The sequence below is a fragment of the Bradyrhizobium sp. GW821-FHT12B03 genome, assembly GCF_058807535.1.
Genome location: NZ_JBXAQU010000006.1, coordinates 341674 through 362337, shown reverse-complemented (window position 1 = coordinate 362337; position 20664 = coordinate 341674). Strand labels below are relative to the sequence as shown.

At 65.8% G+C, this 20664-nt stretch carries 22 protein-coding genes; 14 read left to right on the top strand and 8 right to left on the bottom strand.

Annotated features, from left to right (window positions below; all coding sequences use genetic code 11):
* Positions 1–18: 18 nt before the first annotated feature.
* Together AC1RUR_RS15110 and AC1RUR_RS15105 are read right to left on the bottom strand one after the other, a co-directional pair.
* Positions 19–1119 carry a DUF2855 family protein gene (locus AC1RUR_RS15110; RefSeq protein WP_492845221.1) on the bottom strand — a complete coding sequence of 367 codons (1101 nt, stop codon included), beginning with the start codon at positions 1117–1119 and terminating at the stop codon, positions 19–21.
* Positions 1116–1856, bottom strand: coding sequence for a DNA-3-methyladenine glycosylase family protein (locus AC1RUR_RS15105; RefSeq protein ID WP_492845219.1), 741 nt, complete (start codon positions 1854–1856; stop codon positions 1116–1118). The genes AC1RUR_RS15110 and AC1RUR_RS15105 overlap by 4 nt, the downstream gene beginning before the upstream one ends.
* Before the next feature lie 96 nt (positions 1857–1952).
* Between AC1RUR_RS15105 and AC1RUR_RS15100 the strand changes: the two genes are divergently transcribed.
* The 3 genes from AC1RUR_RS15100 to AC1RUR_RS15090 all read left to right on the top strand — a co-directional run bounded on the left by AC1RUR_RS15100 (position 1953) and on the right by AC1RUR_RS15090 (position 5049).
* On the top strand, positions 1953–2807 hold the full coding sequence (locus tag AC1RUR_RS15100) for a nucleotidyltransferase domain-containing protein (RefSeq protein WP_492845217.1): 855 nt from the start codon (positions 1953–1955) through the stop codon (positions 2805–2807).
* Positions 2807–3676: a tRNA glutamyl-Q(34) synthetase GluQRS gene (gene gluQRS / locus AC1RUR_RS15095; RefSeq protein ID WP_492845215.1), complete on the top strand. Its 870-nt coding sequence runs from the start codon at positions 2807–2809 to the stop codon at positions 3674–3676. Before AC1RUR_RS15100 ends, gluQRS begins: the two co-directional genes overlap by 1 nt.
* Positions 3677–3780: 104 nt before the next feature.
* Positions 3781–5049 (top strand): ATP-binding protein, encoded by a 1269-nt coding sequence (locus AC1RUR_RS15090; protein ID WP_492845213.1) that lies wholly within the window; start codon positions 3781–3783, stop codon positions 5047–5049.
* On the opposite strand, the gene AC1RUR_RS15085 is transcribed toward AC1RUR_RS15090, so the two are convergent.
* Positions 4976–5869 (bottom strand): YihY/virulence factor BrkB family protein, encoded by an 894-nt coding sequence (locus tag AC1RUR_RS15085; protein ID WP_492845210.1) that lies wholly within the window; start codon positions 5867–5869, stop codon positions 4976–4978. The two genes, AC1RUR_RS15090 and AC1RUR_RS15085, sit on opposite strands and share 74 nt — an antisense overlap.
* A 302-nt stretch (positions 5870–6171) precedes the next feature.
* Here AC1RUR_RS15085 and AC1RUR_RS15080 point away from each other — a divergent pair, with 302 nt between their 5' ends.
* The 6 genes from AC1RUR_RS15080 (at position 6172) to AC1RUR_RS15055 (ending at position 10326) form a co-directional block, all read left to right on the top strand.
* Positions 6172–6366, top strand: coding sequence for a twin transmembrane helix small protein (locus tag AC1RUR_RS15080; RefSeq protein WP_008135291.1), 195 nt, complete (start codon positions 6172–6174; stop codon positions 6364–6366).
* Positions 6367–6432: 66 nt separating this feature from the next.
* Complete coding sequence (locus AC1RUR_RS15075; RefSeq protein ID WP_492845208.1) at positions 6433–7005, top strand: cob(I)yrinic acid a,c-diamide adenosyltransferase; 573 nt, start codon at positions 6433–6435, stop codon at positions 7003–7005.
* 127 nt (positions 7006–7132) lie between these two features.
* Positions 7133–7882 carry an electron transfer flavoprotein subunit beta/FixA family protein gene (locus tag AC1RUR_RS15070; RefSeq protein ID WP_492845206.1) on the top strand — a complete coding sequence of 250 codons (750 nt, stop codon included), beginning with the start codon at positions 7133–7135 and terminating at the stop codon, positions 7880–7882.
* A complete protein-coding gene (locus AC1RUR_RS15065) occupies positions 7882–8826 on the top strand; it encodes an electron transfer flavoprotein subunit alpha/FixB family protein (protein WP_492845204.1) in 945 nt (314 codons plus the stop codon). The genes AC1RUR_RS15070 and AC1RUR_RS15065 overlap by 1 nt, the downstream gene beginning before the upstream one ends.
* Positions 8827–9036: 210 nt before the next feature.
* Positions 9037–9918 carry a 3-hydroxybutyryl-CoA dehydrogenase gene (locus AC1RUR_RS15060; protein WP_492845202.1) on the top strand — a complete coding sequence of 294 codons (882 nt, stop codon included), beginning with the start codon at positions 9037–9039 and terminating at the stop codon, positions 9916–9918.
* Between the two features lie 213 nt (positions 9919–10131).
* A complete protein-coding gene (locus AC1RUR_RS15055; RefSeq protein WP_492845200.1) occupies positions 10132–10326 on the top strand; it encodes a hypothetical protein in 195 nt (64 codons plus the stop codon).
* On the opposite strand, the gene tlpA is transcribed toward AC1RUR_RS15055, so the two are convergent.
* A complete protein-coding gene (gene tlpA / locus AC1RUR_RS15050) occupies positions 10323–10988 on the bottom strand; it encodes a thiol:disulfide interchange protein TlpA (RefSeq protein ID WP_492845198.1) in 666 nt (221 codons plus the stop codon). The genes AC1RUR_RS15055 and tlpA overlap by 4 nt on opposite strands.
* Positions 10989–11093: 105 nt before the next feature.
* Between tlpA and argH the strand changes: the two genes are divergently transcribed.
* From argH to lysA, 3 genes are all read left to right on the top strand, one after another.
* Entirely contained in the window at positions 11094–12491 is a 1398-nt protein-coding gene (argH, locus tag AC1RUR_RS15045; RefSeq protein WP_492845196.1) for an argininosuccinate lyase, read from the top strand.
* A 94-nt stretch (positions 12492–12585) separates the two neighbouring features.
* Entirely contained in the window at positions 12586–12876 is a 291-nt protein-coding gene (gene lptM, locus AC1RUR_RS15040; RefSeq protein WP_492845194.1) for an LPS translocon maturation chaperone LptM, read from the top strand.
* A gap of 23 nt (positions 12877–12899) precedes the next feature.
* Positions 12900–14165, top strand: coding sequence for a diaminopimelate decarboxylase (lysA, locus tag AC1RUR_RS15035; RefSeq protein ID WP_492845192.1), 1266 nt, complete (start codon positions 12900–12902; stop codon positions 14163–14165).
* A 180-nt stretch (positions 14166–14345) separates the two neighbouring features.
* Here the strand turns inward: lysA and AC1RUR_RS15030 are convergent, their stop codons facing one another.
* Together AC1RUR_RS15030 and AC1RUR_RS15025 are read right to left on the bottom strand one after the other, a co-directional pair.
* A complete protein-coding gene (locus AC1RUR_RS15030; protein WP_492845190.1) occupies positions 14346–15254 on the bottom strand; it encodes an NAD(P)-dependent oxidoreductase in 909 nt (302 codons plus the stop codon).
* Positions 15255–15481: 227 nt separating this feature from the next.
* Positions 15482–15865, bottom strand: coding sequence for a carboxymuconolactone decarboxylase family protein (locus AC1RUR_RS15025; RefSeq protein ID WP_492845188.1), 384 nt, complete (start codon positions 15863–15865; stop codon positions 15482–15484).
* Positions 15866–16043: 178 nt separating this feature from the next.
* Here AC1RUR_RS15025 and AC1RUR_RS15020 point away from each other — a divergent pair, with 178 nt between their 5' ends.
* Both AC1RUR_RS15020 and AC1RUR_RS15015 read left to right on the top strand, forming a co-directional pair.
* A complete protein-coding gene (locus AC1RUR_RS15020) occupies positions 16044–17990 on the top strand; it encodes a TIGR02302 family protein (RefSeq protein ID WP_492845186.1) in 1947 nt (648 codons plus the stop codon).
* A complete protein-coding gene (locus AC1RUR_RS15015; RefSeq protein ID WP_492845184.1) occupies positions 17978–19132 on the top strand; it encodes a DUF4175 family protein in 1155 nt (384 codons plus the stop codon). The genes AC1RUR_RS15020 and AC1RUR_RS15015 overlap by 13 nt, the downstream gene beginning before the upstream one ends.
* Positions 19133–19267: 135 nt before the next feature.
* On the opposite strand, the gene AC1RUR_RS15010 is transcribed toward AC1RUR_RS15015, so the two are convergent.
* On the bottom strand, positions 19268–19642 hold the full coding sequence (locus tag AC1RUR_RS15010) for a response regulator (RefSeq protein ID WP_128954176.1): 375 nt from the start codon (positions 19640–19642) through the stop codon (positions 19268–19270).
* 49 nt (positions 19643–19691) lie between these two features.
* Positions 19692–20570: an MJ0042-type zinc finger domain-containing protein gene (locus AC1RUR_RS15005; protein WP_492845182.1), complete on the bottom strand. Its 879-nt coding sequence runs from the start codon at positions 20568–20570 to the stop codon at positions 19692–19694.
* Between the last annotated feature and the right edge of the window lie 94 nt (positions 20571–20664).

The window sequence follows — 20664 nt, the reverse complement described above, 5'->3', positions numbered from 1 at the left end:
GTCCGTGTCAAAAGCGCTTTACCCGAGCAGCGAGAGCATGTGGCCCTGCTCAGGCGGAATGCGCCCCTTCAGCGTGTCGAGATAAACCTGCCGCACCGCCTCTGGTCCGCGGCTCTCGACCACGGTCAGGCATCGCTCCACCCGCGGCGCAAAGCCCGACCACGCCGCGCCAAAACGCTGCTCGATACCGCCCGACCCCCATTCCTTGGCGCGCTTGCGGATCTGGTCGGGCGCGAAAAACCAGCGCGGTCTCGCACCGGGCAGTTCGCCCTCGTCGGCGTCGGTGGCACGATGCGTCAAGCCGACGCGCACCGAGCATTTCATCTGGTCGCGGAAATGGTGGTGCAATCCGGCACGCAGTGCGCTGTTGCCGGCCATGTCGACGAACACGACCGGCGCGTCTGATGGCAGCGACGTCACACGATCATAGGTGACGACCGCGTCGTAGCAGCCGATCGACGAGACAAAGCTGGCATTGCCCGACGACGTCAGGCCGATCACCCCGCGGCCGCGTGTGTGCAAGAGATGAGCGAGCCCGAACGCCGTCTTGCTCGAGGCACTCGACAGCAGCACGGTCCGCGCGCCGAAATCGTCGTTCTCGGCCAGGAAATCGTCGACCAGGAACGACAGCATGAACAGCGGTCGCAGCAGCGCCTGGTAGTCGCCCTGCCGGCCTGCGTAGGCGGGATCGCCGGTGACGCGCGCATAGGCGTTGTAGACCGGCGCCACGCCTTGCCGATGCGCAGCTCCGTCGCGCAAGCCGCGCTTGCTGACATCGGTGGCTTCGATGACGAGATGCGTCGCCATCGGGAAGTAGCCGAACAGGCGCTCGCCCACCGGGACGTTTGGATGTTTCGAGGCGATCACCTCGCCAAAGCCCCACACCGGAATGTTGCCGAAGCCCTGCGATGCGGGAAAGATCTGCCAGTATTTCAGCTCGTCGCCCATTACGGCATAGGTGATGTTGTTGGCGGTGAGCGCGAAGCGATCGACCTTCAGCAGCAGCGCATCCGCCGGCAGCGTGGCGGCATCCGGAATGGCAGTCTCGATCAGCTTGCACTGTTCGAGGTCATCGCGCGCAACGACGAAGTCGGTCGATGTGAAGTCGGTCGATGTCATGGCGAAGGTCCCGGTTTTTTCCGTGCCGGCATCTTCTCTTTCACGCCTGGGCGCTTTGCAACAGCAACATTGTTTAAAACGGCGTTCGCCTCGCCGGCGAGCACGCCCTCGCGTTTCTTCACCGCGCGATAATAGCTCCACCACAGATGCGCGGCCGCGCCGCGCAGCGGACGCCAGGGTTCGGCGAGCGGCGCCATCTGCTTCTCCGTCGGCCGCGCCTGCAGGCCGAGGCCGATCTTGATGCCCTCTTGCACCGCGAGGTCGCCCGCGGGCCAGGCATCGCCATGGCCGAGGCAAAACAGCAGATAGACGTCGGCGGTCCATGGCCCGATGCCAGGCAGCGAGATCAGCGTATGATGCGCGGCGTCGGCATCTTCCTCGGCGAGCACGTCGAGGTTCAGCCGCTCCGCCGTGATCTCGCGCGCGAGATGTTTCAGCGTCTTGATCTTGGCGGCGGACAGGCCAAGCCGCCCCAGCCGGTCGGTGCGCGCACGGCGCACCGCCTCATGGTCGAACGGGTCGAAGGCAGCCGACAGTCGTCCCCAGATCGCCGCGGCGCTCGCGGTCGACAGCTGTTGCCCGCAGACGATATGGGCAAGCCCCGCAAAGCCCGGTTCGCGCCGCCGCAACGCCGGCATGCCGGCGATCGCGAGCACGGGCTTGAGACGCGGATCGCGCTTCACCAGCGCCTGGACGGCCTCTTCGAGATCGGACTGGGTTTCGAGGTGGATGGTCATGACGTCATCGGCTCGTCGCGATGCTGATTTGGCGTTCTGTGGACGGCTTGGGACGATAAGATTAAGACCATACTATCGGAATCCTGGAATCGTTCGATGACTTTGAGAAGTATTCCTGTGGAGATGGACGGCGAGAAAGTCGCCCTGATCGATGCCATGCTGGACCGCGTCGTCGACGAATACCGCGTCTTCCTTCCGCTCGCGATCGAAAGCGGAAGCCGGGCCTGGGGATTCGCCTCGCCCGACAGCGACTATGACTGTCGTTTTGTCTATGTGCGCCGCGCCGTCGATCACATTACGCCGTGGGTTAGCCGTGACGTCATCGAGCTCCCGTTGGAGGGAGATCTCGATGCGAACGGTTGGGACTTGCGCAAGGCGCTTCAGCTCCTGTTGAAGGGCAATGCGGTGATCGTGGAGTGGTTGTGCTCGCCCGTCGTTTACCGGGGGCAGGCATGGTTTCGCGACGAGTTTCTGGCATTTGCCAGAGAGGCCGCTAGTCGTGAGGCTGTCTGCCGCCACTATCTTCATCTCGGCGAGCGGCAGCGACGGGTCTATTTCGGCGACGGGACGAGCGTTGCGCAAAAGAAGATCTTCTATGCACTTCGGCCCGCCGCCGCCCTGCGATGGTTGCGCATTCATCCTACCGAAGCCGTGGCGCCGATGCATTTTCCGACCCTCATGGAGGAGTGCGATCCGCCGAGCGAATTGAAGTCGGAGGTCATCGAACTCATGGCCCGGAAGTCGATCACGCACGAACTCGGCTCAGCACCTCTACCGCGCACCGTGGCCGACTTTCTCGATACGGAGTTTGAGCTTGCCCGCGGTCTCTTCGAAGGCAGCGGGCCAAGTGCATCGGAACAGATCATCCTTCGGGCAGAACAGTTTTACCGCGGCGTGGTGGAGCGCCTCGAACGGGAGGACGGTGCCGTTCTTCCGTTCCGGCTTGCATGATGCCACCCGTTTTCCGATTTGCGCCCAGCCCGAATGGCTACCTGCATCTCGGCCATGCCTATTCGGCGCTGCTCAATTCCGACCGCGCGCGCGAGACCGGCGGGCGGCTGTTGCTGCGGATCGAGGACATCGACGCGACGCGCTGCCGGCCGGAATATGAGACGGCGATCTCTGAGGATCTCGCCTGGCTCGGCATTGCCTGGGAAACGCCGGTGCGACGGCAGTCCGAGCATCTTGCCGATTATCGCACCGCGCTGGAAAAACTCTCCGCGCTCGGCCTCGTCTATCCCGCCTTCGAAAGCCGAGCCGAGATCGCAAAGCTGGTCGCTACGCGCGAGGCGGACGGGCCGTGGTCGCGCGATCCCGACGGCGCGCCGCTTTATCCGGGCGATGCGCTATCGCTGACCGGGGGCGAGCGGTCGAGGTTGATCGAGAGCGGCGCGCCCTACGCACTGCGGCTCGACATGGCGGCCGCCTGCCAACGCGTCGCCAGTCTGAGCTGGAACGAGCTGGGCGAGGGGCCCGGCGGCGAACGCGGCATGGTCGTTGCGCGGCCCGAGGCCTGGGGGGACGTGATCCTGGCCCGCAAGGAGACGCCGACCAGCTACCATTTGTCCGTGGTCGTCGACGACGCGCTCCAGGGGATCGACGAGGTGGTGCGCGGTCAGGACCTGTTTCACGCCACCGCGGTCCACCGCCTGCTGCAAGTCCTGCTCGACCTGCCGGAACCCGCCTACCGCCACCACACCCTGATTCGGGACGAGGCCGGGCAGAAGCTATCGAAATCGGGCCGCTCGACCGGTCTGCGGGAGTTGCGCGACGCCGGTGCTTCGCCTGCCGGCATCCGCCGTCTGGTGGGATTAGGTTAAGTTTCTCTGGGGGTTAGCCAAACGCCGCCGTGACTCCGGGTGTTCCGCCGTGCCATGCTCGCCTGACGGCCCGGGGTTCGAAGGGGACACTTCGAAGGGGAATTATGGCGGCGAAAAAGCGCGCAGCGCGCACTACGCGGACGTCCAAGCGAGTGGCTCGGAAACGGTCCGGGCCAGCCGCGAAGGTGCGCAAACGCAGCACCAAGGCGGACGCGCCGGACGTGGTCCAGGCGGCGCTGGCCGCCTTCGCCCACGAGGTCCGCACCCCCCTGACCGGCATTCTTGCGATCAGCGACCTGCTGGCGACCTCGGATCTCGGGGAGCGGGAGCGGCGCTGGGCTGACACCATCAAGGCCGGCGCCGAGCATCTGGCGAGCCTCGCCACCCTGTTCGTGGACGCTGCCCGGAGCGGCAAGGGGGCTGGAAAGGGTGGCAGTGCGCTGCGCCAGGATCTGTTCGACCTGCGGGCGCTGGCCCGCAACGCCGGCGATTCGCTGGCCGGACGCGCTGCGGCCAAGGGGCTCCAGGCCCAGGTCGAGCTCTCCGAAAAGCTGCCGGGGCTGGTGGTCGGCGATCCCGTCCGTCTGCGCGCCGCACTCGAGAACCTGATCGACAATGCCGTGAAATTCACCGACCAGGGCGGCGTGGCGCTCGCGGTTGCGCCCTGGCGTCCGGCCAAAGGCAGGAAAAAGGACAAGGCGAAGGGCAGGGTCGGTGTCGCCTTCGCGGTGTCCGACAGCGGCATCGGCCTCACCATGGCCGAGATCAAGCGGCTGTTCCGCCCGTTCACCCAGGCCAACGTCACCATCGCTTCGCGCTTCGGCGGCGCCGGGCTCGGGCTGTCCTCGGTGAAGCAGCTGGCGCGCGCGATGGGCGGCGACATCGCGGTCGCGCCGCGGCGCGGCGGCGGTGCCACCTTCACCTTGACGATATCGCTGGACGCGACGGGATCGTCCAGGTCCCGCAAGGCAAAGGGCGAGGCCGAGGCGGTGGCCGCGCTGCGCGTGCTCAGCGTCGAGGACAATCCGTTCGGCCGCGTCGTGCTCAACACCATCCTGACCGAGCTCGGCCATCATGCCGAGTTCATCGGGCGCGGTGAGGATGCGGTGAACCGGCTGGCGCAGGGGGGCTTCGACGCGGTGCTGATGGACATGGTGCTGCCGGGCATCGACGGCGTCGAGGCCATCCGGCGGATCCGCACCATGCCGGCGCCGCTGGCTCGGATTCCCATCATCGGCGTCTCCGGCCGCGGCGAGGACGAGGCGGCCTCGCGCGAGGCCGGCGCCGATGCCTTCCTGGTCAAGCCTGTGTCTCCGCGGGCTTTAGCGACTGCGCTGCTTGAAGCGACACGCCGTGAGGAAGCCGCGACTTGATGATCGCGGCGTTGAGCTCGCCGCCGTAGACGAAGATCGCTGCGATGAAATACAGAAACACCAGCGCGATGATCACCGAGGCGAGCCCCGCATACATCGTCACGTAATTGTTGGCGAAGCGGGCCAGATATTGCCCGAACACGATGCCCGAGATCAGCGACGCCACCATCGTGAAGACGATGCCGGGCAGGATCTGGAGGAAGCTGCGCCGCCCCGCCGGCAGCCACGCGTGCAGGATGATCAGCGCCACCACCAGCGCGCCGATGGTGATGCCGTAGCGCAGCCAGGTGAGGATGCTCTCGTTGGACTCGACGAACAGCGGGATGTGGCGCCGCGCCGCCTCGATGATCAGCGGACCGAGCACGATCAGGAACGCCATGGCAAGCGCGGTGAAGGCCGCGACCAGCGTATAGCCGATCGATTCCAGCCGCAGCCAGTACCAGCGCCGCATCTCCACCACCGCATAGGCGCGGTTGAGCGCGACGCGGAGCGCCTCGACGCCGTTCGAGGCGAAATAGACCGACAGCGCCGCGCCGATCGTCAGCACGCCGGTGCGTGTCGTGGTCAGCACGTCGTGGATCTCGCCGGAAAGGCTGTCGGAGACCTGCTTGGGCCAGACCTCGAGCATCAGGCTGGCGGCCTGGTCGGCGAGCTCCTTGGAACCGAAGAAGCCGGCGAGCGAGGTCAGCACGATCAGGAACGGGAACAGCGCCATCAGCGTCGACAGCGCGATATGGCTCGCGATCGCCCAGCCGTCATCGGCGAGGAACGTGTAGAAGGCGTCCTCCACGACAACGTAGATGGTGCGGATCGCTTTCACGGCTTGCTCCGGAGCAACGTTGCTCTCACGCCGCCTGTGGCCTGGATTCGCCTCGCCTCGCTTGCGGCGGGTGAGGCGGGCTCTCCACGGGGACGGTGGCAGAGTGCCTCGCGGACACTCCCCCTCACCCGGAATCCGCGCGGCGCGCGCATTCCGGCCTCTCCCCGCTTGCGGGGAGAGGCGAAGACGACAGGCGACGGACGCAAATCGGAAATCATCGAGCCAGCTTCTGATATTATTGGCTTAAAAGCCAGATCGCGAACGCCATGGCGGACCGGCACGCACGGTGTTATCACCCCCCGATGGCATCTATCCTGAGTACTTTCATCCTGCCGGTGGCTGCCGGCGCCGTGGCGTTGGTGTTGCTGCTCGGTCTCGTCAACATGATGCGCGGCGGCTCGCCCAACACCTCGCAGAAGCTGATGCGCTGGCGCGTGCTGCTTCAGTTCGTTGCGATCGTCATCGCCATGATCGCGGTCTGGGCGATGGGGCGGTAGGGCATGATCCGGAAAAGTGCGCAGCGGTTTTCCGACAAGGTCATGCGGTAAGATCAAGGATCCATCATGGTTGTGCTGAATCGCATCTATACGAAGACCGGTGACGACGGCACGACAGCGCTCGGCTCGGGCGAACGCCGTCCGAAATATGATCTGCGCATCGAGGCCTATGGCACGGTGGACGAGACCAATGCCGCGATCGGTGTCGTCAGGCTCCATACCCATGATACGCCCGAGCTCGATGCGATGCTCGGCCGCATCCAGAACGATCTGTTCGACCTCGGGGCCGACCTCGCCGTGCCGGAGCGCGAGGGCAAAGCGGAACGGCTGCGGGTGGTGGCAAGCCAGGTCGAACGGCTCGAGCGCGACATCGACGCGCTCAACGACAAGCTGGCACCGCTCACCTCCTTCGTGCTGCCCGGCGGCACGCCGGCCGCCGCCTATCTCCATGTCGCCCGCACGATATGCCGCAGGGCGGAACGCGTGATGGTGGAACTGGCAGCCCAGCCCGGCGAGCACGTCGGCGCCGCTGGCATCCAATATATGAACCGCCTGTCGGACTTCCTGTTCGTGGCCAGCCGCGCCGCTAACCATAACGGCGCCGGCGACGTGCTCTGGGTTCCGGGCCAGAACCGCTGACCCATTTGAGCGGCGCATTTCTAAGGTCTAAAATTTGGCCCCTTCGCGCGTTGACCGGGCCGGGTCAGGCCTTTAGGTTCCGCGCCAGTTGATAACCCCCCCTCCCAAATTGAGTGAAAGAGGATCGATGAAGGTCTTAGTGCCGGTAAAGCGGGTGGTCGATTACAACGTCAAGGTCCGCGTCAAGGGCGATGGATCGGGCGTTGAACTCGCCAACGTCAAGATGTCGATGAACCCGTTCGACGAAATCGCGGTCGAGGAAGCGCTGCGCCTGAAGGAAGGTGGCAAGGCCACCGAGGTCGTGGTGGTTTCCATTGGACCTGCGCAGGCGTCGGAGACGATCCGCACCGGTCTTGCGATGGGCGCCGATCGCGGCATCCTGGTGAAGGCCGAGGGCGCCGTCGAGCCGCTCGCCGTCGCCAAGATCCTGAAGAAGGTCGCCGAGGAAGAGCAGCCGGGCCTGATCATCCTGGGCAAGCAGGCGATCGACGACGACAGCAACCAGACCGGCCAGATGCTGGCCGCGCTGCTCGGCTGGTCGCAGGCGACGTTCGCCTCGAAGCTCGAGGTCGAAGGAAGCGACTTCAAGGTCACGCGCGAAGTCGACGGTGGTCTGCAGACCGTGAAGCTGAAGGGACCGGCGATCGTCACGACCGACCTGCGTCTCAACGAGCCGCGCTATGCGTCGTTGCCGAACATCATGAAGGCCAAGAAGAAGCCGATCGCGGAGAAGACCGTCGCCGATTACGGCGTCGACGTCACCGCGCGCCTCGAAGTTCTCAAGACGACTGAGCCGGCGGGCCGCAAGGCCGGCGTCAAGGTCAAGGACGTCGCCGAGCTGGTGTCGAAACTCAAGAACGAAGCCGGGGTGCTCTGATGACGACGCTTCTGATTGCCGAACACGACAACGCGTCGTTGAAGGATGCGACCAACAAGGCCCTGACCGCAGCTAGCGCGCTCGGTGCGGACGTCGAGGTGCTGGTGGCTGGCGAGGGTGCCAAGGCCGCCGCGGACGCCGCCGCCAAGCTCGCCGGCGTCAAGAAGGTGCTGCTCGCCGATGGCGCGCTCTACGCGCACGATCTCGCCGAGCCGCTGGCCGCGCTGATCGTCTCGCTGGCCCCGTCCTATGACGCGATCGTCGCGCCCGCGACCTCGCGCTTCAAGAACGTGATGCCGCGCGTCGCAGCCCTGCTCGACGTCATGCAGGTCTCGGAGATCATCAAGGTGGTCGCCCCCGATACCTATGAGCGTCCGATCTATGCCGGCAACGCCATCCAGACGGTGAAGTCGAAGGACGCCAAGAAGGTCATCACGGTGCGGACCTCGACCTTCGCCGCGGCGGGTGAAGGCGGCCGCGCGCCGGTCGAGAGCGTTCAGGCTGCGGCCGATCCGGGCCTGTCGTCCTTCGTCGGCGAGGAAGTCGCCAAGAGCGACCGTCCGGAGCTGACCTCGGCCAAGATCATCGTCTCCGGTGGCCGTGCGATGCAGAGCCGCGAGAACTTCGCCAAATACATCGAGCCGCTCGCCGACAAGCTGGGGGCCGGCGTCGGTGCCTCGCGTGCGGCGGTCGACGCCGGCTACGCGCCGAACGACTGGCAGGTCGGCCAGACCGGCAAGGTGGTGGCCCCCGAGCTCTATGTCGCCGTCGGCATTTCCGGCGCAATCCAGCATCTGGCCGGCATGAAGGACTCCAAGGTGATCGTCGCGATCAACAAGGACGAGGACGCGCCGATCTTCCAGGTCGCCGATTACGGCCTGGTCGCCGACCTCTACCAGGCGGTTCCGGAGCTCACCGACGCACTCGCCAAGCTCGGCAAGTAAAAACGCGGTAAAAACACCGGCCGGAGTGGTACACTCCGGCCGGTTTTTCTTTTTCGAGGCGTTTTCTTCGGCGCGGGGCACGCCGGGGGAGCGATCCAATCTAGGTTTCGAGCCCGGGTTCTGATTTAATCACGCTTCTGATGAAATCAGACCTCCCGGCTCAGGGGATAGGCAGGGCGCGATATGCGCGCCGTTCCGGTGGATGACATTATGGCGGCAGTGATCAAGAAGGTCGGCGTGATCGGCGCGGGGCAGATGGGCAATGGCATCGCGCATGTCGCGGCGCTGGCCGGCTTCGACGTGGTACTCAACGATGTCTCGGCCGACCGCCTCAAGTCAGGCATGGCCACCATCAACGGCAATCTGGCCCGCCAGGTCTCCAAGAAGGCCGTCACCGAAGACGACAAGGCCAAGGCGATGGCGCGCATCAAGCTCGCCGAGAAGCTCGACGACCTCTCCGATTGCGATCTCGTGATCGAGACCGCGGTCGAGAAGGAGGAGGTCAAGCGCAAGATCTTCCACGAGCTCTGTGCCGTGTTGAAGCCCGAGGCGATCGTTGCCTCCGACACGTCCTCGATCTCGATCACGCGCCTTGCCGCCGCCACCGACCGGCCCGAGCGCTTCATCGGCATTCACTTCATGAATCCGGTGCCGCTGATGGAGCTGGTGGAGCTGATCCGCGGCATTGCCACCGACGATTCGACGTTCGAGGCGTCCAAGGAGTTCGTCGCCAAGCTCGGCAAGCAGGTCGCGGTCTCCGAGGATTTCCCGGCCTTCATCGTCAACCGCATCCTGCTGCCGATGATCAACGAGGCGATCTACACGCTGTACGAAGGCGTCGGCAACGTCGAGGCGATCGACGCGGCGATGAAGCTCGGCGCGCACCATCCGATGGGTCCGCTCGAGCTTGCCGATTTCATAGGCCTCGATACCTGCCTCTCCATCATGCAGGTGCTGCACGAGGGCCTGGCCGACTCCAAGTACCGTCCGTGCCCGCTGCTGGTGAAATACGTCGAGGCCGGCTGGCTCGGCCGCAAGACCCAGCGCGGCTTCTACGACTACCGCGGCGCCAAGCCGGTTCCGACAAGGTAAGTTGGTTTCGTGCCCCGGACGCAGCGCGAAGCGCTGCAGAGCCGGGGCCCAGAGGCGGCGTGCACGCTGAAGCATGGGTCCCGGCTCTGCGTCGCGTCATTGCATGCCGCGCCGCGTCCGGGACACGGGCCGCGCCCGCCCTACGGCACTGTGACAATTCATGTCGCGTTAACCCCTCGCGCCTAGGCTGCGCCCAGTACGAGGGTTCGCGTAATGGACATGATGGCAATGGTCAGCACCATGCTGGCCGCTCAGCAAGGCGCGCTGCAGTCGAATATCGCGGCGACGCTAAGCAAGCAGAACGCGGATATGGAGAAATCCACGGTCCTGACGCTGATGGGCGCCGGTCAGCCCTCGCTCGCCAATGTCGGCGCGGGTGTCGGCAATAATCTCAACGTCACCGCTTAAAGCGACGCGGCGGCCTTGCCCGTCGCCGCCCGGATCAGCTTGAGCGCATCCTCGCTCGCCCACTCCGCCGGTCCCGCGATCGTCGCGATCTCGCAGCCCTGCGGGTCGACAAGTACGGAGGTCGGCATCCCCAGCGCCCGGCCTATAGCCTTAAGATCCTGGAAAACCTTGGCTTTCTGGTCGTTGAAATAGCCGAGCCGGGTCAGGTTGGCGTCTTTCAGGAAGGTCCTGGGCTTCTCGGGGTCGCGGGTGTCGATATTGATCGCCACCACCTCGAAATTGGGGCCCGCAAGCTTGCCCTGCAGCTCGTCCAGCGCCGGCATCTCCTTCCGACATGGCACGCACCAGGTGGCCCAGAGGTTTACCAGCAGCGTCTTGCCGCGGAAATCGGACAGCTTTCTCGGCTTGCCGTCGGCGTCCTCGAAAGCAAGGTCGGGCAGCTTCAGGGGGGCGCTCGCCATGGTCAGCGCCGCCACCTCGCCATGGGCGAGCGGGGCGATTTTTTGCGCCGTAGCCACCGCCGCCCGGCAGGCCGGATCGCCTGACGGCGCCCGGCCGAGGCTCAGCCCGTACAACGCAGCGAAGCCGGCCAGCCCGCCGACCGCCACGGTGGCGATGACGAGGGGGATCCGGCGCGTGGCGGAGGGCTTCGTGTCGAGCATATCGTTTGTCATCCGGTCGCAGATATGGCTATCAGGGGCCTCTTAGTACGGCTGGCGCCAGCCAGCAAACGTGGCCAGCGACAAGCAAGGCGTGAGCAGGAGATCATGAGCAACAAGATGTGGGGCGGCCGGTTCTCGGAGCGTCCCGACGAGATCATGGAAGAGATCAACGTCTCCATCGACGTCGATCGTCACCTCTTCGCCCAGGACATTGCCGCGTCCAAGGCCCACGCCGCGATGCTGGCCACGCAGGGCATCATCACGACCTCTGATGCGAAAAATATCGGCAAGGGTCTAGACACGATTTTGTCAGAGATCGGCAAGGGCGGCTTCACGTTCAAGCGCGCGCTCGAGGACATTCACATGAATGTCGAGAGCCGCCTGTCGGAGCTGATCGGTCCCGCCGCCGGCCGCCTGCACACCGCGCGCTCGCGCAACGATCAGGTCGCGACCGATTTTCGTCTCTATGTCCGCGATGTTCTCGACGAGACCGACGCCGCGCTCGCCGCATTCCAGGCAGCCCTGGTCAACCGCGCGTTCGAACATGCCGCGACCGTGATGCCCGGCTTCACGCATCTGCAGACCGCGCAGCCCGTGACCTTCGGCCACCATCTGCTCGCCTATGTCGAGATGGCTGCGCGCGACCGCGGCCGTTTCCAGGATGCGCGCAAGCGGCTCAATGAATCGCCGCTCGGTGCCGCCGCGCTCGCCGGCACCTCGTTCCCGATCGACCGCCATGCCACCGCGAAGGCGCTCGGCTTCGACCGCCCCATGGCGAACTCGCTCGATGCGGTCTCAGACCGCGACTTCGTGCTGGAGACGTTGTCGGCGGCTTCGATCTGCGCCGTGCACATGTCGCGCTTTGCCGAGGAGATCGTGATCTGGACCTCGCCGCTGGTGGGCCTGATCCGGCTCAGCGACAAGTTCACCACCGGCTCCTCGATCATGCCGCAGAAGCGCAACCCGGATGCCGCCGAGCTGGTGCGCGCCAAGACCGGCCGCGTCATCGGCGCGCTCAACGGTCTCCTGATCGTGATGAAGGGCCTGCCGCTCGCCTATCAAAAGGACATGCAGGAGGACAAGCAGGGCGCGATGGAGGGCTTTGCCGCGCTGTCGCTCGCGATCCGCGCCATGACCGGCATGGTTCGCGACCTCGAGCCTGACGAGGCCAGGATGAAGGCCGCCGCCGGCGAGGGCTATGCCACCGCAACCGATCTCGCCGACTGGCTGGTGCGGACACTGAAGATGCCGTTCCGCGAGGCCCACCACGTCACCGGCCGCATCGTGGCCAAGGCGGCCGAGGCCGGCGTGGCGCTGCACGAGCTGCCGCTCAAGGAGATGCAGGCGATCGAGCCCAAAATCACCAAGGACGTGCTCGGCGTGCTCTCGGTCGAATCGTCGGTGAAGAGCCGCACCAGCTTTGGCGGCACCGCGCCGAAGAACGTGGCGGCTCAGGCCAAGGCCTGGGCGAAGCGGCTGGAAAAAGAGCGAAAATTGGGCTGAGGGCAAAATTTCGCTTATGTTTCATGGTCATCCGGGCTCTCGCCAGAGCACGCCAATCTCTGTATGGTGCGGCCCGCGTAGTGGGGATTTCGTCGTGACGTCAAAGTTTCGCCCGGCCGGCTCGGGGTGGGCCATCATTGTCTTGAGCCTGACGGCGCTTGCGCTGGCCGGCTGCGGCCGAAAGGGCCCGCTGGATTTGCCGCCGACCGCCTCCAGCGCGCCCACGGCCAATGGCACGGCGCCGACCGACACCGAGACCGAAGCCCAGAAGACGCCGAGCGTGTTCAATCCCACCTATGGCGCCGACGCCGCCCCCGCGGCGTCCAAGGGCAAGAAGAAATCGTTTATTCTCGACCCGCTGCTGGACGACAAACCCAGCAAATAGGCTGGGGCAACTGAGCCAATGCCATGAACCATTTCGACTATCGCAACGGCGTGCTGCACGCCGAGGCGGTGAACCTGTCCGAGCTGGCCGCAACAATCGGCACGCCGTTCTATTGCTATTCGACCGCGACGCTGGAGCGGCACTACCGGGTCTTCGCCGATGCTTTCGCCGGCGAGAAGGTGCTGGTCTGCTACGCCATGAAGGCGAACTCCAACCAGTCGGTGCTGCGCACGCTGGCCAAGCTCGGCGCCGGCGCCGACGTGGTCTCCGGCGGTGAATTGAAGCGTGCGCTGGCCGCGGGCATCCCGGCGGGCAAGATCCTGTTCTCCGGCGTCGGCAAGACGGAAGACGAGTTGCGCGCTGCGCTCGCCGCCGACATCCTCTGCCTCAACGTCGAATCCGAGCCCGAACTTGAATTGCTCTCGCGCCTTGCGACCGAGACGGGCAAGACCGCGCGCATCTCGATCCGCGTCAATCCCGATGTCGATGCCGGCACGCACGCCAAGATCTCGACTGGCAAGTCCGAGAACAAGTTCGGCATCCCGCTCGCGCAGGCCCGCGAGGTCTACGCGCGGGCCGCGAAGCTCTCCGGGATCAAGGTGACCGGCACCGACGTGCATATCGGCAGCCAGATCACCGATCTGTCCAAGATGGAGACGGCGTTCCGCATCCTCTCCGAATTCGTGCAGACGCTGCGTTCCGACGGCCACGACATCTCGCATGTCGATTTCGGCGGCGGCCTCGGCATTCCCTATTACATGGACCGCGAGGCGCCGCCGGCGCCCGACGCCTATGCCGCCATGGTCAAGCGCGTCAGCCATAATCTCGGCTGCACGTTGATGTTCGAGCCCGGCCGCATGATCGTCGGCAATGCCGGCATCCTGGTCGCCAAGGTGATCTATGTGAAGCACGGCGACGGCAAGAATTTCGTCATCATCGACGCCGCGATGAACGATTTGATCCGGCCGACGCTGTATGAAGCCCATCACGATATTTTGCCCGTGACCCAGCCGGCCAGGGATGCGGCCACGATGGTGGCCGATGTCGTCGGCCCGGTCTGCGAGACCGGCGACTATCTCGCGCTCGACCGCACGCTGCCGACGCCGAAGCCGGGCGATCTCCTCGCCATCATGACCGCCGGCGCCTACGGCGCGGTGCAGGCCGGCACCTACAACACGCGGCCGCTGGTGCCCGAGGTGCTGGTGAAGGGCGACCAGTACGCCGTGGTGCGCCCGCGCATCGAGATCGAGCAGCTGATCGCGATGGACACGCCGGCGCCGTGGCTGTGAGGCGACGTTCGCTGGGTAAGTTCAGTGTCGTCCTGGCGAAAGCCAGGACCCATTGCCCCAGGAAGTGGTTTGGCGCGAAGCTACTAACCACAAGTCTTCGCCAAACTTCTCCCTGGGGCAATGGGTCCTGGATCTGCGCTTCGCTTGTCCAGGACGACGGGTTGGGGTTGCGCGCGAAAACTACTTCCCCGCCAATCCGCCCTTCGCGCCACCAACCACGACCCCCGCCTTCTTCTCGATCGGCTTGATCGCCGCGGTGAAATCGGACTCGGCACCTTCCGCACTGATCACGGTCTCCCACAGGCGCCCGACGGCATCCGCAACTTCCATCGACAGGCCGAGCTGCTTCATCTCCTCCAGCGCCAGCCGCACGTCCTTCACCATCAGCCCCGTGGCGAAGCCGAAATCGAACGTGCGCGGCAGCACCGCGCGCGGAAACTTGTCGCGGCTTGCGGTGTTCATGCCCGAGCCGGCATTGATGACGTCGATCATCACAGCGGGATCGAGCCCGGCCTTCACGCCCATCACGACGGCTTCCGACGTCGCCACGATCGCGGTGGCCGACAGAAAGTTGTTGGCGAGCTTCATGGTCTGCGCCGCGCCCGGCTTCTCGCCGATGAAGAACACTTTTCCGATCACGTCGAGCGCCGGCTTGAGCAGCTCGTACTCCGCCTTCGGCCCCGACACCATCACCGCCAGCGTGCCCTTCTCGGCGCCGCCGACGCCGCCGGAGACGGGGCAGTCGATCTGCACGATGCCACGCTGGGCGAGCAGGCCGTGGATCTTCGCAGCCATCGCCGAGCCGACGGTGGACAGATCGATGAAGCGCTTGACGCGCTTGCCCTCAATCACGCCGTTCGCTCCCGTGGCCACTTCGAGCGAAGCTTGCAGCGAGGGCAGGCTCGCCATGACAGTCTCGACCTGATCGGCGACGTCCTTCGCTGATGTCGCCGGCCTCGCGCCGCGCGCCACGAGCTTGTCTGTGACCTCCTTGCGCGTGTCGAACACGACGAGCTTGTGACCGGCCTCGATCAGCCGCCGCGCCATCGGAAAACCCATGTTCCCGAGGCCGATGAATCCGATGTCCATGGTGTTTCCTTGTGTTTGTTATTGCTCTGTCGAGAGTGAAGTTGCGCGCCAAACCCCCCGCTGTCGTCCCGGCGAAGGCCGGGACCCATACCTCCAGGGAGGAGTCGCTGTGCGAAGGCGGTAACTCCGAGTCCCCATAGTCACATCTGCTTGTGGTTATGGGTCCCGGCCTTCGCCGGGACGACGGTGGGGACACACATATTGCGCCCCTCACCCGGGGTCCCCCCTCACGCCTTGCCGTCGATCTCCGCGAACACCTCGCGCGCGGTGCGGAAGCTGTCGACGGCAGCCGGCATGCCGCCATAGATCGCGACCTGCATCAGGATCTCGCGGATCTCGTCGCGGCTGACGCCGTTGGTGAGCGCGCCCTTCAGATGCCCGCGGAATTCGTGCTGGCGGTTGAGGATCGCGATCATCGCGATGTTGAGCATGCTGCGGGTCTTGCGCGGCAGCTCCTCGCGGCCCCACACCGCGCCCCAGCAATATTCGTTGAGCAGCTCCTGGAACGGACGGTTGAAGTCGTCGACGTTCTTCAGGGCATTGTTGACATAGGCTTCGCCCATCACCGCCTTGCGAATTTCCAGGCCCTTGTCGTGCATTTTCTTGTCCATGGCGTTCCCTTATTTTCCTTGCGTTTCCCTCGGATGGCGGCGCGGAAATTACGGGGTTGCGGCGGGTCAGTCACGTCCTCGTGTTATGCGGGAAAAGGGGTATCTCCCGTACAGGAACGGATGCCTCAGTGCTGCCGTTGTGGTACGCTTCACTCTACCGGGCAACCTGGAGAGCTGATTGAACGGCGTCACCCCCGACCCGTCAGACCCGATCCGCGACGATAATGCTCTGTCGCGGCTGAAGCTGGCGCAGGCCCTCGATCGGGCCAGATATGCCATCGCGTGGGAGCGTGCCTGGCCGAATCTGGCGCGGCTGCTGACTGTGATCGGCCTGTTCCTGGTGGTGTCCTGGGCCGGTCTCTGGCTGGCGCTGCCGTTCGTCGTCCGCGCCATCGGCCTCGTCATTTTCGCCGGCATCGCGATTGCCGCCCTGTTCCCGTTGATTCGCTTCCGCTGGCCGAGCCGCGAAGAGGCGCTGGGCCGGCTCGACCGCGGCTCCGGCATCCGTCACCGCCCGGCCACCACGCTCACGGACACGCTGACCTCGCAGGACCCGGTCGCCAAGGCGCTATGGCAGGCGCAGCGCGAGCGCACGCTGGCCTCGCTCAAGGCCATCCGTGCCGGTTTGCCGCACCCGCGGCTCGCTCTGCACGATCCCTGGGCGCTGCGTGCGCTGGTCATGGTGATGCTGGTTGCGACCTTCTTCGCCGCCGGCGACGAGCGCGCGATGCGGCTGGGCGCGGCCTTCGACTGGAACGGCGTGCTGGCACCGGCCAATATTCGCGTCGATGCCTGGGTCACCCCGCCGCTCTACACCGGCAAGCCTCCGGTCATCCTGTCGGCCGCCAACAAGGAGGCCGCCGCGCTGCCGGCCTCCGGCCCGCTCGCCGTTCCCGCCGGCTCGACCCTGATCGTGCGCTCGTCCGGCGGCAGCCTCGATGTCGCCGTCTCCGGCGGCCTCAAGGAGGTCGCCCCCACCGAAGCCACGCCCAAGGGCACCAACGAGAAGCATTTCACCATCACCAGTGACGGCACCGCGCATGTCCGCGCGCCTTCCGGCCAGCCGCAATGGGCCTTCACCGCAACGCCGGACCGCCCGCCGACGATCGTGCTGGCCAAGGATCCCGAGCGCCAGGCGCGCGGTGCGCTCCAGCTCTCCTACAAGATCGAGGACGATTACGGCGTCACCGGCGCCGAAGCGCAAATCGGCCTGCGTCCTGCCGATGCCAAGGCCGGCGCGAAGGACGGCGGCAAGGACGCCGATGCCAAGGCGGCCGCACGGCCGCTGTTCCAGCCGCCGCAATTCCCGCTGGTGCTGCCGAATGCGCGCACCCGCAACGGCGTCGGCCAGACGGTGAAGGATCTCAGCGAGGACCCCTATGCCGGCGCCGACGTCACGCTGACGCTCACCGCCAAGGACGAGGCCGGCAACGAGGCCAGAAGCGAACCCTTCAACATGCGTCTGCCCGAGCGGCTGTTCACCAACTCGCTCGCGCGCGCGCTGATCGAGCAGCGCCGCATCCTCGCGCTCGATGCCAACAAGAATTCCGACGTTTACGCCGCACTCGACGCGCTGATGATCGCGCCTGAATTGTTCACGCCGGATGCCGGCTGCTATCTCGGCCTGCGCAGCCTGGCGCTCCAGCTCGAGGCGGCCCGCACCGACGATGCGATGCGCGACGTGGTGGCGAGCATGTGGTCGTTTGCGGTCACCATCGAGGACGACGGTGTGGCCGGCAGCGTCAACGCTGCATTGCGCTCGGCGCAGGACGCGCTCAAGCGGGCGCTGGAACGCGGCGCCAGCGAGGACGAGATCCGGGTGCTGACGCAAAAGCTCCGCGAGGCCATGGCCGGCAAGGTGCGGGATCTCGCCCGGCGCGCCGAGCAGAACCCGCTTGGGCCGCGGCAGCCGTTCCCGGCGGAGGTCCAGCTCATCCTCGACAAGTCCGTCGAGCTGAAACAAAAGACCCAGAACGCCACGCCCGAGCAGCTCGAAGAGCTGGCGAAGCAGCAGGACGCCTTGCGCGAGCAGCTTCAGGCCTATCGCAAGTCGGCGAACAACCGGGCGAAGGCGGGCAACGACGGGGCCAACCAGTCGACGCGAGACCGTAAATGCGGAAGCTAGCACGCGTGCCAGTCTTGAAGGCGATGTCGATCGCCTGCCTCGCCTTCCTGTTGGGAGGCCTTCCGTCCGTCGCTGCCCAGCAGGATCAGGATCCCGATGCGCTGCTCGATAGCGCGGAAAAGTCGATGCAGGACGCCGGCGATAACCTCCGGCAGAAGGAGTCCGGGAAGAGCCTGAACAACCAATCCGATGCCATTCAGAAGCTCGAAGACTACAAGCGCGCGACGGAAAGAAACCAATCCTCCAATCGCGATCGCTCCGTCATCACGCAGCGGGATCTGGACGATCTCCTGAAGCAGATCGAGAAGGCGGCGCGCGAAGGCAATAAAGAAGCGGCCCAGCGCATGCTCGAGCAGCTCGCGCAGATCATGGAAAACCTCCAGATGGCGCAGCCGGGACAATCCGGCGACAGCGAGATGGAACAGGCGCTGAACGAGCTCAGCGACATGATCCGCAAGCAGCAGCAATTGCGCGACAAGACCTACAAGCAGGGCCAGGATTCCCGGCGTGACCGCTCGCGCGGCAAGCCGCAGGGCGACCAGTCGATGTCGGACCTCCAGCAGGACCAGCAGGCGCTGCGCGACCGGCTGAAGAAGTTGCAGGACGAGCTCGCCAAGCGCGGCCTCACGCAGAAGGGACAAAAGGGCCAGAAAGGTCAGCAGGGGCAGAAGGGTCAGCCCGGCGACCAGGGACAGCCCGGCCAGGATGGCGATCAGGACGGCGACCAGGGCGATGACGACGGCAGCCTGGACACCGCCGACGGTGCCATGGGCGATGCCGGCTCAAAGCTCGGCGAGGGCAATGCGGATGGTGCCGTGGACTCGCAGGGCAAGGCTCTCGACGCCATGCGCAAGGGCGCGCAGAAGATGGCCGAGGCGATGCAGCAGGGCGATGGCGAGGGGCAGGGCGATGGTCCCGGCAACCGGGCCGGCCGCCAGCAGAGCGGCGGCAATCAGACCGACCCGCTCGGTCGCCCGCTTCATGGCCGCGAATTCAGCGACGACTACACGGTCAAGATCCCCGGCGAGATCGACGCCCAGCGCGTCCGCCGCATCCTCGAAGAGCTCCGCCGCCGCCTCGGCGATACCTCGCGCCCGCAGATCGAGCTCGATTATATCGAGCGGCTGCTGAAGGATTTTTGAGTTCTCTGTCATCGCCCGGCTTGACCGGGCGATCCAGTACTCCGAGACGATTGTGATGCAATCGAGCGGCTGCGGCGTACTGGATGCCCCGGTCAAGCCGGGGCATGACAGCCGAATATGCGGCCGCCCCGTCCACTACCCCTTCTTCGCCGCCAGCGCGTCCGCCACGGCGGTGCGGATGTCGGCGACCGAGAACGGTTTGGTCACGACGTCATGCACCAGCGCGTTGAGGTTCGAGGCGCGCTCGCGCTGGTCGGCAAATCCGGTCATCAGCAGGATGGTCAGGTCGGGGAAATCGCGTGCGGCGGACAGCGCCAGCGCGATGCCGTCCATGACGGGCATCTGGATGTCGGTGAGCAGGAGATCGAACGCACCGTCCTCGCGGGTCAGGATCTCCAGCGCCTCGGCGCCGTCCTGCGCGGTCACGGTCTCGTGGCCGTCCATGGCGATGGCGCGCGCCACCAGCTGGCGCATCGAATCCTCGTCGTCGGCGATCAAGACTTTTGGCATGAAACCAACCTTGGGACCAACCTCTCCCGTGTGGACCTTGCGAGCCTGATTACACGCTGCCGCCGGCGATGTCGCGCCGGTTGAAGAAGCGAACGTCGATATTGCGGCCCTCCGGCGGCGGCGAGGCCAGGCGCGAACGGAAGAAGGCGCGCTCGCCGGGCTGCAGCACGGTCTGCTCCAGCACCGTATTCCAGGCATAGATCTCGGCGCCTTGCGCGTCGCGCACCGCAAAGCGCAGCCGCGGGATATCAAGCGGCTTCTTGCCCTGGCCGACGATCACACCCTCGATCACCAGCACCTGCTTACCGTCGACGGTCTCGCTGGAGAGCTTGACGTCCTTGAAGGCCAGCCCGCGCAGGTTAATTTCGAGGCCGACCATCTTGTAGAAGGCTGCGGTCTGCGGCAGCAGACGCACCATGTCACCGCGCCAGATCACCAGCGCCAGCACCAGCGCGCCCATCGCGGCGCAGGCGGTCGGCAGGCCGAAATGGGATCTTCGCGGCGCCGCGGTGGAGACCGGACGCTTCACCCGTGCCCCGCGGCGGCTGAACAGGCTGCGGAACCAGGACTGGTGCTGCGCGCCGACGACCTCTTCCTCCGCCTCCCGGGCGGCGGCCGACCACTCGTCCTCGGTCTCCTTGGCGTTCTCGTCCGGCCAGTCGCTGGCGATCGAGGGGCTGTCGACGACAGGCGCATCGGCGGCGCCGTCGTCCTTGGCATAGGAGTTCCACTGCTCGGCGAGGTCGGACTGGTCGTCCGCCTGGCTGGCCGCGGCCATGGCCGGGACGGAGGCCTCCTCGATGGCATCCTCGGCATAGGCGACCCAGGTCTCCTTGCAGCGGGAGCAGCGGACCGTCCGTCCGTTCGCCCCCAGGCTGGCAAGCTTGATGGCGTAGGATGTCGTACAATGGGGGCAGACGATATGCATGGACGAGCCTTGATGCATGAACGAGTCTTGACGATGCCGAGGTCGCGGAGACCCGGGCGTCCTGGATGCTACAGGGCGACCGTTAACGAACCGG

Bases quoted from the DNA above. Each gene is read 5' to 3' on its own strand.
- AC1RUR_RS15105 (WP_492845219.1), bottom strand. From the start codon at position 1,856: ATGACCATCCACCTCGAAACCCAGTCCGATCTCGAAGAGGCCGTCCAG.
- AC1RUR_RS15055 (WP_492845200.1), top strand. From the start codon at position 10,132: ATGGACATGATGGCAATGGTCAGCACCATGCTGGCCGCTCAGCAAGGC.
- argH (WP_492845196.1), top strand. From the start codon at position 11,094: ATGAGCAACAAGATGTGGGGCGGCCGGTTCTCGGAGCGTCCCGACGAG.
- AC1RUR_RS15080 (WP_008135291.1), top strand. From the start codon at position 6,172: ATGGCATCTATCCTGAGTACTTTCATCCTGCCGGTGGCTGCCGGCGCC.
- AC1RUR_RS15090 (WP_492845213.1), top strand. From the start codon at position 3,781: ATGGCGGCGAAAAAGCGCGCAGCGCGCACTACGCGGACGTCCAAGCGA.
- AC1RUR_RS15005 (WP_492845182.1), bottom strand. From the start codon at position 20,570: ATGCATATCGTCTGCCCCCATTGTACGACATCCTACGCCATCAAGCTT.
- AC1RUR_RS15015 (WP_492845184.1), top strand. From the start codon at position 17,978: ATGCGGAAGCTAGCACGCGTGCCAGTCTTGAAGGCGATGTCGATCGCC.
- AC1RUR_RS15010 (WP_128954176.1), bottom strand. From the start codon at position 19,642: ATGCCAAAAGTCTTGATCGCCGACGACGAGGATTCGATGCGCCAGCTG.
- AC1RUR_RS15060 (WP_492845202.1), top strand. From the start codon at position 9,037: ATGGCGGCAGTGATCAAGAAGGTCGGCGTGATCGGCGCGGGGCAGATG.
- AC1RUR_RS15065 (WP_492845204.1), top strand. From the start codon at position 7,882: ATGACGACGCTTCTGATTGCCGAACACGACAACGCGTCGTTGAAGGAT.
- AC1RUR_RS15070 (WP_492845206.1), top strand. From the start codon at position 7,133: ATGAAGGTCTTAGTGCCGGTAAAGCGGGTGGTCGATTACAACGTCAAG.
- AC1RUR_RS15100 (WP_492845217.1), top strand. From the start codon at position 1,953: ATGACTTTGAGAAGTATTCCTGTGGAGATGGACGGCGAGAAAGTCGCC.
- tlpA (WP_492845198.1), bottom strand. From the start codon at position 10,988: ATGCTCGACACGAAGCCCTCCGCCACGCGCCGGATCCCCCTCGTCATC.
- gluQRS (WP_492845215.1), top strand. From the start codon at position 2,807: ATGCCACCCGTTTTCCGATTTGCGCCCAGCCCGAATGGCTACCTGCAT.
- AC1RUR_RS15075 (WP_492845208.1), top strand. From the start codon at position 6,433: ATGGTTGTGCTGAATCGCATCTATACGAAGACCGGTGACGACGGCACG.
- lysA (WP_492845192.1), top strand. From the start codon at position 12,900: ATGAACCATTTCGACTATCGCAACGGCGTGCTGCACGCCGAGGCGGTG.
- AC1RUR_RS15030 (WP_492845190.1), bottom strand. From the start codon at position 15,254: ATGGACATCGGATTCATCGGCCTCGGGAACATGGGTTTTCCGATGGCG.
- AC1RUR_RS15025 (WP_492845188.1), bottom strand. From the start codon at position 15,865: ATGGACAAGAAAATGCACGACAAGGGCCTGGAAATTCGCAAGGCGGTG.
- AC1RUR_RS15110 (WP_492845221.1), bottom strand. From the start codon at position 1,119: ATGACATCGACCGACTTCACATCGACCGACTTCGTCGTTGCGCGCGAT.